The organism is Streptomyces sp. NPDC088194 (assembly GCF_040702025.1).
GTDB lineage: Bacteria > Actinomycetota > Actinomycetes > Streptomycetales > Streptomycetaceae > Actinacidiphila.
In genome coordinates this window covers 1-14,689 of record NZ_JBFBIV010000019.1, presented here as the reverse complement: position 1 = coordinate 14,689, position 14,689 = coordinate 1, and the positions used below count along the sequence as shown (strand labels likewise).

Genomic DNA, 14,689 nt, shown 5'->3' with positions numbered 1-14,689 from the left:
GCGAGCCGACCCCGCTGGTCCGCGCCTCCCGAAACCCCCCGCACCGCTCCCGCCGTGGCGGAACCGGGGCTACGGGTTGGCCTGGACCTCCCGTGGCCCCTGGTCCGCGCCGAGATCCGCGGCGCAGCGGAAGCCGAGGTTGGCCGCGGTGGAGTCGGGGGTGTTGGCGGAGCGGGCGGCGACACGGTAGCGGTGGCAGTACGAGTCGTGGCACAGGTAGGAGCCGCCTCGCATCACGCGGCCCTGGCCGAAGCGCGGGCCCTGGGGGTCCTCGTCGGGCGAGCGGCGGTAGTAGTACGGCGAGAACCAGTCCGCGCACCACTCCCAGGTGTTGCCGGACATGTTCCGCAGCCCGAAGCCGTTGGGCGGGAAGGCGGCGGCGGGTGCGGTGGTCAGATAGCCGTCGGCGCGGGTGTTGACGGTGGGGAAGTCGCCGTTCCAGATGTTGCACCGGTGCTCGCCGCCCGGGGTGAGTTCGTCGCCCCACGCGAACCGGCGGCCCGCGAGACCGCCGCGTGCCGCGTACTCCCATTCGGCCTCGGTCGGCAGCCGCTTGCCCGCCCAGCGGCAGTAGGCGAGGGCGTCGCGGTGGGAGACGTGGACGACGGGGTGGTCCAGCAGGTCCTCGATACCCGAGTCCGGTCCGCCGGGATGCGCCCAGTCCGCGCCGCGCACGCTCACCCACCACGGGGCCGCCTGCACGCGGCCGAGCACCGCTTTGGCCGGCGTCGCGAGGGCCAGGTGGAACACCGCGGACTGGCCGTAGCGTTCGGCGTCCGTCACGTGGCCGGTGGCGGCCACGAAGGCGGCGAACTCGGTGTTGGTGACCGCGGTCGGGTCGAGGGCGAAGGGGCGCAGGCGCACCCGGTGCACCGGGGTCTCGCCGTCGGCGGCGTACCCCTCGTCGAAGGCGTCCCCCATGGCGAACTCGCCGCCGGGCAGCGGCACCGGCGACTGGAGGCCCGCCCGCGGGCCGGCGGTCCGCTCCGCCGGCGCGGGCGGTTCAGACGGTTCAGGCCGCGCGGGCGATTCAGGCCGCGCGGGCGGTCCGAGCGGAGTCGGCGGTCCGAGCGGAGTCGGCGGTCCGAGCGGAGTCGGCGGTCCGAGCGTGGTCGTCGGTCCGGGCGTGGTCGTCGGTACCGGCGGCGGGCCGGTGCGCCGCGGTGCGCAGCAGGGTCGGGGGCCCGCGGCCTGCCCGGAGCCGCCGGCCGGTCCGGTGCCGCCGGCCGGTCCGGTGCCGTGAGCGGACGCGGGTGTCTCGGCGTCAATCACATGGGGTCCTGTGGTGCGGGCCGCCCCGTCGGGCGCGGCCTGGTGGGCCGCGGCGCGGGCCGGACTCCGCCGGCCCCGCGCCGCATGGTCGTCACGTCGGTACGCTGTCAGGTCGTCACGTCGTCAACGTGCAGGTGACACTCGTCAGTTCGGTGCCCGAGCTGCTGAACGCCACCACGATCGAGCGGTCCCCGGTCGCCGGCACCGGCCCGGCGTCGAGCCTGACCGCCACGGCGCCCTGTCGCTCGCCGTGCGCCTCCAGCACGCCCGAGGTGCGGTCGGCGGTGACGCCCTCCGGCAGGGTCAGCCGCCACTGGACCCGGTGCCCGCGGTAGTCCACGTCCTGCGCGTGGACGGTGAGTACGGCGGTGCCGCCCGCGGGCAGGGCCAGCCGGGACGGCTCGGCATAGCCCCAGGCCGGCGCGCGGTACTCGTGGGCGATCGCGACCCGGTCGCGGTCCTCGCCGTACCGGCTCGCCACGTAGGAGCAGTCCAACTGGACGCCGTCGAAGCGGTGCCGCAGGGTCAGCTGCTCGTAGCGGTCGGCTGCCTCGGTGCGCTCGGCGGCGGTCCCGGAAGCGGCGAGGGAGATCGCGACATCGGCCAGCGAGATCTCCGCGGCCTGGTCCAGGCGGTCCAGCACGAACCGCCGCGGGCTGCCCGCGGGTACGGCCCTGCGCGCGCTGTCCAGGTCGGCGCGCGCGGCGGTGTAGCTGTCCCGGAAGGACGGTGCCGCGGAGCCGAGCTGATCCGGGTCGGCGGTCGTCCGGGCGAAGTAGTCCGCCATGGCGGCGGCCGACGCGCCGAACCGGGCCGGGAGGTAGGCGCCGAGGAACTGCCCGTCGTCCAGCGCCGGGTCCCAGGCGCTGTGTGCCGCGAAGAGGTGGACGGCCTCGGCGGACAGCCAGTCGGCGGGCTCGGCGTAGCAGCCGATTCCGCTCAGGCCGAGCGAGCGGTACACGGCGGCGTCCCGGGCCAGCACCGGCAGGACGTTGGCCGGCAGCTGCCGCCAGCGGTAGCGGCGCGAGTAGTCGTACACCGCGAGCGGCCCCTCGTGGGCGTCGCGCCACTGCCGCAGCAGGGCGAGGTAGCCCGCGTTGGTGGTGGAGGAGGGGTCGTCGAGGGCGGCGGAGTAGGTGCGGCCGTAGGGGGCGAAGTCGACGATGACGTCCGGGTCGAAGGAGTGGCCGCCGGTGGGCGGGTCGATGGCGGCGCCGTAGGCGATCCGCTCCACCCGCACACCGGGGGCCGCGTCGCGCAGCGCGGCGACGACCGCGTTGACGACCACGGTCTCGGCGTTGCCGGCGGTGCCGTACGCGGTGAGCGCGGCCTTCGGCCAGACGGCACTGTCCGGCGGCCAGCAGTCGAAGATGCCGATCTCCGGGCGGGTGGTGAGGTAGTCGAGCACGTTGTGCACGTACTGGTCGACGGCCGCGCCGTTCTGCACGTCGAAGACGTTGGTGCCGGACGTGTAGTACTGCGGGTACGTCGACTGCGGCAGGAACGACTGGTAGCCGTGCCCGCCCACCTCCAGCTCCAGGCCCCGGCGGGCGATCTCGGGGGCGAGGGCGGTGCGGAAGTCGTCGTAGCGGGTCGAGCCGAAGCCGCCGTAGTCGTAGGGGAAGACCAGGGTGTTCAGGCCCTGCTTCGCCATCCAGTCGACCAGCGCGACGAGGGCGCCGGTGTTGATGCTCCAGCCCTCCTCCACGTACTTGCGCCGCAGCGCCCACTGCGGCGACCGGTGCGTGGTGCCGGAGCCGAGGACGAGGTCGGGCGAGCGGGGCACCGACTCGGCCGCGCCCTGGTAGAAGGAGAAGGTCGGGGCGAAGAACTCGACACCGGCCTGGCGCAGCAGCCCGTACGCGGCGAACAGGCAGGCCCGCTCGCCGGCTCCGGTGAGCACCGAGAAGTCCGTGCCGGTGGTGACGGTCCAGCTGTCCTCGGGCTGGGAACCCAGGGCCTCGGCGTCACGGGAGGCGGCCGCCAGGACGTCCGCGGTGGGCACCTGCCCGCGGACGAAGGCGAGGCCGTACGGCGCCGTGCCGGAGGGGTTCGCGAGCCGGACCACCGGGACGCTCCCCCCGATGACGCGGCCGAGGTAGCGCGCGAGTTCGGCCGCCGCGAAGGCCACCGGGGAAGACGCCGGGGGACCCGCCTGGGAGGTGTCGGACGCCGCCCACCACACGACGTGCCCCTGCGCGCGCCCGCCGCGCCCGACCCGGCAGCCCGCCGCGGCCGGACCTGCCGAACCCGCCGGCCCGGGCGAACTCGCCGACGCCGCGGACGCGTTGAGAAGCTGCCCGGCGAGCGTGCTGCTCGCGGCGAGGACTGCGGACATGCCGACGACACTGCGGCGGCTCGGCTGCGGACGGTGCATGCGAGGTCTCCTCGGTTCCGGAACGGTGGGACGGGGTGGGGTGGGGTGCCCGTCGAGGTGGCGGCGGCACGGACGGATTTTCAGCGGACCGCGCCTCAGTCGGCCTGCCAGCGGCCGCCCCGCTTCCAGAAGCCCTCCACCTCGTCGAGGGTCCGGCCTCGGGTCTCGGGGGCGAACCGCAGCGCGAAGACGGCGGCTGCCAGGCACAGCGCGAGGAAGAGCCCGAAGGCCGTGACGCCGCCGAGCGAGGTGAGCAGGGACAGGAAGGTGAGCGTGATGATGAGGTTGGTGAGCAGGTCGACGGTGAGCAGCAGGGAGGCGCCGGTGGAGCGCAGCCGCGCGGGCAGCGCCTCGGAGGCGTAGACCCAGACCATGGCGCCGAACCCGGCCGAGTAGCCGATCCGGAACAGGACCACGCCGGTCACCGCGATCACCTCGGTCGCGCCACGGCCGACCCCCCAGGCGAAGGCGGCGATCAGCACCGCGTTGGCCACGGCCATCAAGGTGATGCCGGTCAGCAGGGTGGGGCGGCGGCCGGCCCGCTCCACCAGCACCAGTGCCAGCACTTCGCCGAGCATCGCCGCGAGTTGCACCATCGCGGTGACCATGATCGCGGCGTGGTCGCTGGTGAAGCCGACCTTCTTGTAGATGAGGGGGCTGTAGGCGACGATCGCGGCGATCCCGGTGACCTGGACGAAGAAGCCGAGCCCGACCACGAACAGGCCCGCGCGCCGGTAGGGCGGGCGCAGCAACTCGCGTACGGTGCCGGGCTTGCCGGCCGCCAGCGAGGCGCGTATCCGCTCCAACTCCGCCGGTACCTCCTCGGCGCCGCGGGTCCGCGCGAGGGACACCGCGGCCTCCTCGGCGCGGCCGTGCATCAGGTACCAGTGGCCGGTCTCCGGCAGGCGGGCCACCAGGATGGTGACGACGGCGGCGGGCAGCGCCGAGATGCCCAGCATCCACCGCCAGTCGTTCTGGCCGCCGTTCGCCAGCCCGAGGTCGGCGAAGTACGACGCGGCGATGCCCACGGTGGTGGCGAGTTGGTAGCAGACCAGCAATCGGCCGCGCAGGTGCAGGGGGGAGGACTCGCCGACGAACACGGGCGCCGCGACCACGGAACCGCCGATGGCGACGCCGAGCAGCAGTCGGGCCACGAGCAGGGTGGCCAGGTCGGGGGCGAGGCCGGACAGCGCGGAGAAGACCACGTACCCGATGCAGACCGCGTACATGGTGCGGCGCCGGCCCAGCCGGTCGCAGGCCGACTTCGCCAGGACCGCGCCGATGACGGAGCCGGCCCCGACCGCGGACGTGACCGTCTCCTGCATGTGGGTGCTCAGACCGAAGTCGCGCTTCAGGGAGAGCAGGGCTCCGGCGAGCGCGCCGGTGTCGTATCCGTAGATGAGCCCGACGGCGCTGCCGGCCAGCCCGACCGCGAGGACCGCCGACCGCGCCGGAGGCGCCGAAAGGGCGGTGCCTCCCCCGGACCCGGTGCCGCGGCCGGTGCCGCTGCCGCTGCCTCCGCCTCTGCCGTTGCCTCTGGCGTTGCCGGACCCGGCGCCTCTCCCGGACCCGGTGTCCATTCGGCCCATGACCATGACCTGTCCCCTGTCCCTGCGCTCGGTGGTTCGCCGTGCGGAACAGCGTGCGGGACCCGTTTTTTTCTGTCTACAACTTGGACATAATTAATTTCACGGTGAGTCGCGAACTTGCGATCACCAGGCATCTGTGTACGGTGAGACCCGCTCCGTCCCCCTGGATTGTGTCGAGGAGATTGACAAAATATGAAGGGATCTGTGCGGCGCCTGAACACTGAGCAGGTCCTCGCCCTGCTGCGTTCCGGGCCGATCAGCCGGGCCGCGATCATCGCGCGCACGGGTCTGTCGCGCGCCACCGTCTCCAGCATCGTCGCCGAACTCCTCGCCGACGGGGTGGTCGTGGACCGGCCCGCGGCCGAGGAGCGCCGGGCCGGGCCCGGCCGCCCCACCCGGCTCGTCGTCCTGTCCCAGGGCAGCGTCCGCTCCATCGGCGTGGCCTTCCAGATCGCGTCCACCGCGGTCGCCGTCGCCGACGCGCAGCAGCAGATCGTCGGCACCGCGGTCCGCAGCCACCGGGCGGCCCTCAACTGGCTCGACCGGGCGCGGATCGCCATCGAGGAGGTGCGGCGCCTCTACCAGGAGCACGGCATCGAACCGACCCACCTCACCGGCATCGGCATGGGTGTCGCGGGACCGGTGGGGCAGTCCGCCCCCGACGCCGCCTGGCGGGTGGCGGCCGACCGCCTCACCGCGGAGTTCAACGCGCCGGTGCACGTCGACAACAACCTGCGCCTGGCCGCGCTCGCCGAGACCGGCTGGGGCACCGACCTCGTCACCGGCTCCCTGCTCTACTTCCACCTCGGCGAGGGCGTCGGGGCGGGCATCGTGATCGGCGGCCGCCTCTACCGCGGCGCGACCGGCGCGGCCGGCGAAGTCGGCCACGTGCGGATCGACCCGGAGGGGCCCGCCTGCCGCTGCGGCGCCCGGGGCTGCCTGGAGACGTACACCGCGCTGCCGGTGCTGCTGCGCCGCGCCCGCGTCAAGCGGGCCGGACGGCCCTTCTCCGAACTGGCCGCGGACCCCGCGCTCGCCGAGGAGCTGACCCGGGCCGCCGAACTCTGCGGCCGCGCCGTCGGCGCCGCCGTGACGACCATGGACATCTCCCGCGTCGTCCTCGGCGGGATGCTGGCGTACGCCCCGCCGGAGGCGGAGCGGGCCTTCACCGCGGCCCTCGACGCCCACCTGCTGCCGGCCATGCGCGAGAGCGTGCAGGTGGGCCGCGCCCGGGCCGGCGACACCGCCGCCGTCACCGGCGCCCTCGCCCTCGTCTACCACAACTCGCCGATCCTCGAGGGCTACCACCCCTACCGCACCGCGCCCCGCGACGACGCCGGGGGCCGCATTCCACCCCAGGAGCACTGATGGACACGCCCCGACAGGCCCGCAACATCCTCTTCCTGATGACGGATCAGCACCGCATCGACACCATCAGCGCGTACGGGAACCCCCACGCGCGCACCCCGAACCTGGACCGTCTCGCCGCCGGCGGCACCCGCTTCACCCACGCCTTCACCCCCACCGCCATCTGCACCCCGGCCCGCGCCAGCCTGCTGACCGGCAAGTCGCCGTTCCGGCACCGCCTGCTGGCGAACGACGAGTGGAACATCGGCTACCGCACCGACCTCGCCGAGGACGAGTTCACCTTCTCGCAGGCCCTGCGCGGCGCGGGCTACCAGGTCGGGCAGGTCGGCAAGTGGCACGTCGGGGAGACGCGCCGGCCCGCCGACTTCGGGTTCGACGGGCCGTACCTGCCCGGTGCCATCAACCCGGTGCTGAACAGCGAGTACCAGGACTGGCTCGCCGCACGCGGCCTGCCCCCGGTCAGCATCCGCGACCGCATACGCGGCACCCTGCCGGGCGACCGCCCCGGCCACCTCCTCGCCGCCCGTCTCGACCAGCCGGTGGAGGCGACCTTCGAACACTTCCTCGCCGACCGCGCCATCGAGATGCTGCGCGGCTACGCCGCCACCGGCCGCCCGTTCCACCTCTCCCTGCACTTCTACGGCCCCCACCTGCCGTACCTCATCCCCGACGAGTACTACGACCTGATCGACCCCGCCGTGGTCGAGCTGCCGGACTCGTTCGCGGAGAACTTCCAGGGCAAGCCGCCGGTCCAGCAGCAGTACAGCACCTACTGGTCGGCGGACAGCTTCTCCCCCGACGAGTGGCGCAAACTGATCGCGGTCTACTGGGGTTACGTCTCGATGATCGACGCCGAGATCGGCCGGGTGCTGGACGTCCTCGACGAGCTGGGCCAGACCGACCGCACGGCGGTCTTCTTCACCGCCGACCACGGCGAGTTCACCGGCGCCCACCGCCTCAACGACAAGGGCCCGGCGATGTACGACGACATCTACCGCATCCCCGGACTGCTCCGCGTCCCCGGCGCCCCCGCCGGCCGGGTCGACGACCACTTCACCACCCTGACCGACTGCACCGCCACGATCCTCGACCTGGCCGGCCTCGATCCCTCGGCCGCTGTCGACGGCAGCAGCCTGCTGCCGCTGGTGCACGGTCAGGAGGCCGCGGACTGGCGCACCGACCTGGTGGCGGAGTTCCACGGCCACCACTTCCACTACCAGCAGCGCATGTTGCGCACCCCGGATTTCAAGCTGGTGGTCAACCCCGAGTCCGTCAACGAGCTCTACGACCTGCGCAGGGACCCGCACGAGCTGACCAACGTGCACGAGGTGCCGGCCTACGACCAGGTGCGCCGCGACCTGAGCCTGCGCCTGTACGAGGCGCTCACCGCCCGCGGTGACACCGTCTTCGCCAAGTGGATGGCCGCCACCACCCGCTTCGACGTACCGCTCGCGAACACCTCCAAGAGCGACTACGACGCGGTCGACGCCGCACCCGACGACACCGGCGCCGCCCTGCGCGGCTGAGCCGGAACGCCGAGGCCCACCCGGCCAGGTGACGCCCCGCCGCGTCAGGGCCCGGGTGCGGTCCCCGGCGGTGCCGAGGGAGGGGGCGTGCCCGGGTCGAGGCCGTGGAGGGCGAACCGGGCGCCGGCCTGGAAGCGGGTGCGGGCGCCGAGGGAATCGAGGAGGGCGGCGACCCGGCGCTGGACGGTGCGCTGGCTCACGCCGAGTTGGCGGGCGCTCGCCTTGTCGGTGAGGCCGGCCAGCAGCAGCGAGAGCAGCCTGCCGTCCTCGGAGGCCGCCGTGTCCGGGGCCGCCGCCGTGGTCGCCGCCCCCGCCGCCCCCGCCGCCGCTGTCTCCGCGGCTCCCGACATCTGCGCCGCCTGCGCCATCCGCGCCGCCTGCGCCGGTTCGCCGAGGGTGAGCGGCAGGGGCAGGGCTCGGTCCCACAGGCTCTCGAAGAGGCCGGACAGGGCGTCCAGCAGCATCGAGGGGTGCACGATGACCACGGCGTCGAGCCCGGCACCCGCGTCGTCGCGGTGCCCGGCCGCGCGGGCGGCACCGTGCAGCGGCACCACGGCGACCTCCCGGTCCACCAGGTACAGCCGCATCGGCACGGCGGGCAGCACCCGGACGCGCTGCCCGGCGGCGGCCAGTCGCTCGACCTCGCTCAGCGCGTCGGCCCGTTCCATCGCCGAACTGCCGTAGATCGCCCGGAGGTCGATGCCGAGCCCGAGCAGCCGCAGATCGTCGGCGAGGGCGCCGCGGGCCCGCGGCGCGTCGTCCAGGCAGCGGATCTGCTCGCGGGCCCGCCACTGGACCTGGGCGGTGCGCTGGAGTACGGCGTCACGGCCGGTGACGACCTCGACGACCACCTCCGGGTCAGGCGCCGCGATCTGGCGCCGGTGGTAGCGGTCGGTCAACTCGGCCAGGTGCTCGCGGGCCTCGCGCAGCCGCTGCTCGCGTTCCGCGACGAGCCTGCCCAGCGCGATCGCCGGGGGCGCGGGCCGGTAGCGCGGGACGGGCCCCGGTTCGCGCGCGGCCAGGCCCTGACGTTCGAGCGCCGCCAGCGTCGCGCCCAGATCCTCGGGGCGGTCCCAGAAGGCGGCCAGTTCGGCGGCGGGGTGGACGAGCAGCAGTTCGTACGCCGCTTCCTCGGCCGCCCCGACGCCGAGGGCGCGCAACTGCCCGGCGGCGCCCTCCCGTTCGGGGGCGGCGAGCCCGCGGCGGTCGTCAGTGTCCGGCATCGGCGGCGCCCCCGGGGGCTTCGTGGTCCGGGCGCAGCCAGCCCCGGCGCACCGCCTGGTAGCCGGCCTGGAAGCGCGAGGTGGCGTCGAGGCGGCGCATCAGGTCGGCCAGGTGGCGGCGGACGGTCTGCTTGTGCCAGCCGAGGTGTTCGGCGATGACGTCCTCGGTGTGGCCCGCCGTGAGCAGGGTCAGCAGGGCCCGGTCGAGCGGGGAGGGGCCGTCCTGCGGCCCGTCGCCCGGGCCGGTGGCGAACCGGAGCGGGAGCGCACGCTCCCAGTAGGTCTCGAACAGCGCGGACAGCCCGTCGTAGAGCACGGAGCCGTGCACGATCAGCCAGTCCCCGCGGGCGGCCGCCTCGCGCAGCGGCAGCATCGCCAGCGGCTCGTCGCTCAGCACGAGCTTGATGGGCACGTCGGTGACGACCCGGGCGATCTCCCCCGCCGAGGTGAAGTCGTCGAGAAACGCGACTCCGCCGGGAAGGCCGAGGGCGCGCCGGTCGTAGATCGCGCGGTAGCGGATGCCGCGCCGCAGTTGCTCCAACTCCAGCGGGTTGGCGTGGTGGTCGTTGATGTACGGCGGCGAGTCGAAGGCCCTGATCTCCTTGCGGGCGCCGCGCTGGAGCCGCTCGTGCCACCGCGTCACCGCCTCGGGGCCGTGGGCGATCTCGACCAGGTCGAGGGGGTCGGTGACGGTCGGCGGACGGGCGGCGCGCGCGGTGAGTTCGGCCACCCGGCTCCGGGCGGCGGCCAGTTCGCGGTCCCGCGCGAAGAGCACCTCGTCCAGGGCGTCGCCCGGTGGGGCGACGACGTAGCGCGGCGGGTCCTCGGGAAGCCGGGCGACCAGGCCGAGTTGCTCCAGCCGGCGCAGTCTGGCGCGCACCGCGGTGCCCGGCGCGGCACCGGCGGCTGCCTCGGCTCCGGCCTCGGTTCCTGCTCCGGCGCTGGCCCCGGTTCCGGCCCCGGCCCCGGCCCCGCCCTCGGCTCCTGCGGCTTCCGGCGGTGGCCCGAGTTCGGCCTCGGTGACCGAGGGCCGGGTCAACAGCAGCTCGTAGAGGGCCTGTTCGGCGGCGGTCAGACCGAGGACGTTGAGCATCCGCCGAGTGTGACAGCAATTCCCGCCGCTGACATAGCACTTTACGACACTGGCGTAGAGCGCTCTTGACCTGCGTGATCTCCGGCGAGAAGCATCGCTGCCGCGACCTGACCCCGACTGCCCGGTTTCCCACCCCACACGAATCGACCCGGCGGCGTACCCGGCCGCCCCGACCACTTTGGTGGCAAGGTGCGAATTCCCTCCCTCCCCCACGGCGCGGGCGGCCCCCCGCCCGGACGAACCCGGCGACGACGAGCCGCGGGCGCCCTCGGCGTCCTCCTCGCCGCCGCCCTCGCGGTGGGCGCCGCGGGCCCTCTCGGTACGGCCGAGGCCGCCGCGCCGCGACCCGCGCCGCAATCCGCGGCGCCGGCGACAGCCCCGGCAACGGCCCCGGCTGCAACGGCCGCTGCGGCGCAAGCCCCGGCCGGCAAGCCCGCGGGCAAGCCCTCCGGCACGACCGTCCACACGTCCACCGCCCCCGGCTCGCGCGCCCCCAAGCGCACCGGCGCCGTCACGTCGTCCTGCGCGGCCCCCAAGGCGAAGGGCGTGGCCCGCTGCTTCGCCAAGCGGGTCGACGGCACCGCCGCGGGCACCGGCGTCAAGGCCGCGGCGGTCGCGCCCTCCGGCTACGGCCCCGGCGACCTGCTCAGCGCGTACCACCTCCCGGCGGACGGCGGCCGGGGCGCGACCATCGCCATCGTGGACGCCTACGACGCCCCGACCGCGGCGGCCGACCTGGCCGTCTACCGCACGCAGTTCGGCCTGCCCGCGCTCCAGCCCGGCCAGTTCACCAAGGTCGACCAGCGCGGCTCGCAGAACGGCTACCCGACCCCCGACGCGGGCTGGGCGACCGAGACCTCGCTCGACCTGGACATGGTGTCGGCCGTCGCCCCGGAGGCGGACATCCTCCTGGTCGAGGCCGACTCGGCCTCCCTCGCGGACCTCGCCGCGGCCGTGGACGAGGCAGCCGCGCTCGGCGCCACGTACATCTCCAACAGCTACGGCGGCTCGGAGGACGGGACCGAGGCCGCGTTCGCCGACGCCCACTACGACCACCCGGGCGTGGCCGTCGTCGCCAGCTCCGGTGACGACGGATACGGCGTCCAGTTCCCGGCGGCGGCCCCTGAGGTCACCGCCGTCGGCGGCACCGCGCTGACCAGGGACGCCGGTACCGCGAGGGGCTGGACCGAGACGGCGTGGTCGGGCGCGGGCTCCGGCTGCTCCGCCTACGTGCCCAAGCCGTCCTTCCAGACCGACACCGGCTGCGGGAACCGGTCCGTCGCGGACGTCTCCGCCGTCGCCGACCCGCACACCGGCGTGGCCGTCTACGACACCTACGGCAGCAGCGGCGACGGCTGGGCGCAGTACGGCGGCACGAGCGTCGCGGCCCCCGTCATCGCATCCGTCTACGCGCTGGCCGGGCCGATAGCCGACCACGGCCACCCGAACACCTTCCCGTACGCGCGGCCCGGTGCGCTCAACGACGTCACCTCCGGCTCCAACGGCACCTGCACCACGGCCTACCTGTGCACGGCGGGCCCGGGTTACGACGGCCCGACCGGGCTCGGCACCCCCGACGGCACCACCGCCTTCGCGGCGACCGACTTCGGTACGGTCGCCGGCAAGGTCACCGACGAGGCGGGCGCGCCCGTCGGCGGAGTGCGGGTGACCGCGACGGGGGCGGGGTCCGGCCGCACCACGACCCGCGGCGACGGCACGTACAGCCTCCCGCTGCCGGTCGGCGACTACACCGTCACCGCGGCCGAGTTCGGCTGGACCTCCGTCGCGCACGCCGCCACCGTCACCACCGGCACGACCACGGCCGGGGACTTCGTGCTGGCCCGCCGGGCGATGGTCACGCTCAGCGGCAAGGTCACCGACGCCTCGGGCCACGGCTGGCCGCTGGGCGCGACCCTCGCCCTGGACGACGGCTCCGAGACGGCGCCCTTCAGCAGCGACTTCTACACCGGCGCCTACTCCGTGGACGTCCCGGCGAACGGCAGCTACACCCTGCACGTGACCTCCGCGATCCCCGGCTACACCCACCGCGACGTGCAGGTGAAGGTCGGCTCCGGGAACGTCGCGCACGACATCGGGCTCGACGCGCAACTGCTCGCGTCCGACGGCTCGGCCCCCGGCTACACCCAGAAGACGGCCACGTCCGCCACCGAGAAGTTCGCCACCGGCACTCTCCCGGCGGGCTGGAGCACCACCAGCGCGAAGGGCGATCCCTGGACCTTCCACGCCCCCGACCCGTCCAGTTGGACGGCCGACCCCACGCTCGGCTTCGCGTCCGCGATGTCCGGCGGCGACACCGACTCCACCCTGCTGACCCCCGCGACGGCGCTGCCGGCGGGCAAGTCCCTGCTGCTGGCCTTCCGCACCGTGCAGGCCGGCGGTCTGGCGAGCATCGACTCCACCGCGGACAGCGGGGCGACCTGGCAGACCGTCTGGACCGGCGACGGAAGGGAGTCCGGCGCGCAGCACGCCGTGGTACCGGCCGCCGGGAACGACCGGTCCGTCCGGCTGCGCTTCCACTACACCAACTCCGCCGTGGGCTGGTGGGACATCGCCGACGTCTCCCTCGCGCAGGCGTGGCTGCACCTCGACAAGGGCACCCTCGTGGCCGGCGACGTGACCAGCGCGCGGACCGGCCGTCCGCTCGACGGCGTGTCCGTCGCCGTGGCGGGCACCACCGCGGGCGCGACCTCGGCCGCGGGGTCGGGACCCGGCGGCGGCTCCGACGCCTTCTACTGGCTGTTCTCCCCTGCCACCGGTCACCGCACCGTCACCGGCTCGCTCGTCTACTACGACCAGGCGCGCGCCTCGGTGAAGCTGGCCGCGCGACCGTGCGCCCGCACGGCTCGGCGACCAGGAAGCTGACCCTCACCAACTCCGGGGACGGCCCCGCGACCGTCCGCATCGACCAGTTCGCATCGGACGGCGCCGCATCGGCTGGCACGCCGTCCGCGCCGTCCGGGGTCCCCGCCACCAAGCAGGCGGTGCCGCTGAAGCAGGGCACCGCCCGGCCGCTGGCCTCGGTTCTGGCCGCGGCCGCCCGGGCCGGGCACGGCATCGGCAGCACGAGGACCGCCGCCCCGCACGGGACCTCCACGGCCCCGGCCGCCGCGCGGACCGGTGCCCCGGCGCCGGCCTGGACCGGCCTGCCCGATCTGCCGACCCCGTCCGTGCAGGGCGTCGCCGGTACCGACCAGGGCGTCGTCTACGCCGGCCTGGGCGCCGGGACCGAGGACGTCACCAACACCTTCTACGCCTACGACCCGAGCAGCGGCGCGTGGCAGCGGAAGGCCGACGCACCCCACGCCGTCGCCGCGGCCGGGTCCGGATTCGTCGGCGGGAAGCTCTACGTCACCGGCGGTGTCGGACCCCTGCTCACGGTGCAGCCCGCGACCCAGGTCTACGACCCGGCCACCGACAGCTGGACCGAGGCCGCGCCCGACCCGTACACGATCGCCGGTGCCACCGCCGTGCTCGACGGCAGGATCTACGAGGTGGGCGGGCTCACCACCGGCGCCGACGCCACCGCCGTCGTCGCGGTCTACGACCCCGCGACCGACACGTGGAGCAAGGCGGCCGACTACCCCGAGAACATCATGAACACGCAGTGCGGCGCGACCGGCGGGCAGCTGTACTGCGCGGGCGGCGTCACCGCGGGTGGCGCCACCACGGACGCCTTCGGGTACGACACCGCCGCGAACCGCTGGCACCGTATCGCCGCGCTGCCCGTCGACGCGCAGTGCGCGACGGCCGCCACGGCGAACGGCGAACTGGTCGTCGCGGGCGGCATCGTCGAGGACGGCCAGGCCGCCAGTGCCCGGGCCTTCGCCTACGACCCGGCCGCCGACTGGTGGGCCCAGCTGCCGGACCTGCCGGGGCCGCAGTACTACGGTGCCGGGGCGACCGGGCTCTACTCGGTCGGCGGGGTCACCGCGGACGATTCCCTGACCGGCGCCTACCGGCTCACCGGCTACGACCAGGCCGGACCCGTCCACCTGCCGTGGCTCTCGCTGAGCCGCGGCACCGTCACCGTCCCGGCCGGGCGCTCGGTCACCGTGACCGTACGGCTGAGCGGCGACCGCCCCGGGACCGTGGCCGGGTCGCTCGGATTCGAGAGCGACGCGCTGCACGCGATCGCGCCGCTGCCCGTCACGCTGACGGTCGCGGCCCGGCCCGCCGGCCACCCGACGGGCGGCTGAGGACCTCCCCGCCCGGAACGGGCC

Annotated in this window: 9 protein-coding genes; 4 read left to right on the top strand and 5 right to left on the bottom strand. The window is 74.7% G+C overall.

What is annotated here, in order from left to right; genetic code table 11:
- Nucleotides 1–69: 69 nt before the first annotated feature.
- The 3 genes from AB0399_RS12920 to AB0399_RS12910 form a co-directional block, all read right to left on the bottom strand.
- Nucleotides 70–948, bottom strand: coding sequence for a formylglycine-generating enzyme family protein (locus AB0399_RS12920; protein ID WP_366411289.1), 879 nt, complete (start codon nucleotides 946–948; stop codon nucleotides 70–72).
- A gap of 439 nt (nucleotides 949–1,387) precedes the next feature.
- Complete coding sequence (locus tag AB0399_RS12915; protein ID WP_366411288.1) at nucleotides 1,388–3,649, bottom strand: DUF4838 domain-containing protein; 2,262 nt, start codon at nucleotides 3,647–3,649, stop codon at nucleotides 1,388–1,390.
- 95 nt (nucleotides 3,650–3,744) lie between these two features.
- Nucleotides 3,745–5,238 (bottom strand): sugar porter family MFS transporter, encoded by a 1,494-nt coding sequence (locus tag AB0399_RS12910; RefSeq protein ID WP_366411287.1) that lies wholly within the window; start codon nucleotides 5,236–5,238, stop codon nucleotides 3,745–3,747.
- Nucleotides 5,239–5,430: 192 nt separating this feature from the next.
- Between AB0399_RS12910 and AB0399_RS12905 the strand changes: the two genes are divergently transcribed.
- Both AB0399_RS12905 and AB0399_RS12900 read left to right on the top strand, forming a co-directional pair.
- A complete protein-coding gene (locus AB0399_RS12905; protein ID WP_366411286.1) occupies nucleotides 5,431–6,606 on the top strand; it encodes an ROK family transcriptional regulator in 1,176 nt (391 codons plus the stop codon).
- Complete coding sequence (locus AB0399_RS12900; RefSeq protein ID WP_366411285.1) at nucleotides 6,606–8,132, top strand: sulfatase-like hydrolase/transferase; 1,527 nt, start codon at nucleotides 6,606–6,608, stop codon at nucleotides 8,130–8,132. Before AB0399_RS12905 ends, AB0399_RS12900 begins: the two co-directional genes overlap by 1 nt.
- A 44-nt stretch (nucleotides 8,133–8,176) precedes the next feature.
- On the opposite strand, the gene AB0399_RS12895 is transcribed toward AB0399_RS12900, so the two are convergent.
- Together AB0399_RS12895 and AB0399_RS12890 are read right to left on the bottom strand one after the other, a co-directional pair.
- Nucleotides 8,177–9,355, bottom strand: a complete 1,179-nt coding sequence (locus AB0399_RS12895; protein WP_366411284.1) for a hypothetical protein — start codon at nucleotides 9,353–9,355, stop codon at nucleotides 8,177–8,179.
- Complete coding sequence (locus AB0399_RS12890) at nucleotides 9,342–10,448, bottom strand: LuxR C-terminal-related transcriptional regulator (protein ID WP_366411283.1); 1,107 nt, start codon at nucleotides 10,446–10,448, stop codon at nucleotides 9,342–9,344. The genes AB0399_RS12895 and AB0399_RS12890 overlap by 14 nt, the downstream gene beginning before the upstream one ends.
- Nucleotides 10,449–10,994: 546 nt before the next feature.
- Here AB0399_RS12890 and AB0399_RS12885 point away from each other — a divergent pair.
- Together AB0399_RS12885 and AB0399_RS12880 are read left to right on the top strand one after the other, a co-directional pair.
- The gene (locus tag AB0399_RS12885) at nucleotides 10,995–13,331 is read left to right on the top strand and encodes a carboxypeptidase regulatory-like domain-containing protein (protein ID WP_366411282.1); all 2,337 of its coding nucleotides are present in this window, start codon (nucleotides 10,995–10,997) and stop codon (nucleotides 13,329–13,331) included.
- A complete protein-coding gene (locus AB0399_RS12880; protein WP_366411281.1) occupies nucleotides 13,298–14,665 on the top strand; it encodes a kelch repeat-containing protein in 1,368 nt (455 codons plus the stop codon). The genes AB0399_RS12885 and AB0399_RS12880 overlap by 34 nt, the downstream gene beginning before the upstream one ends.
- Nucleotides 14,666–14,689 lie beyond the last annotated feature (24 nt).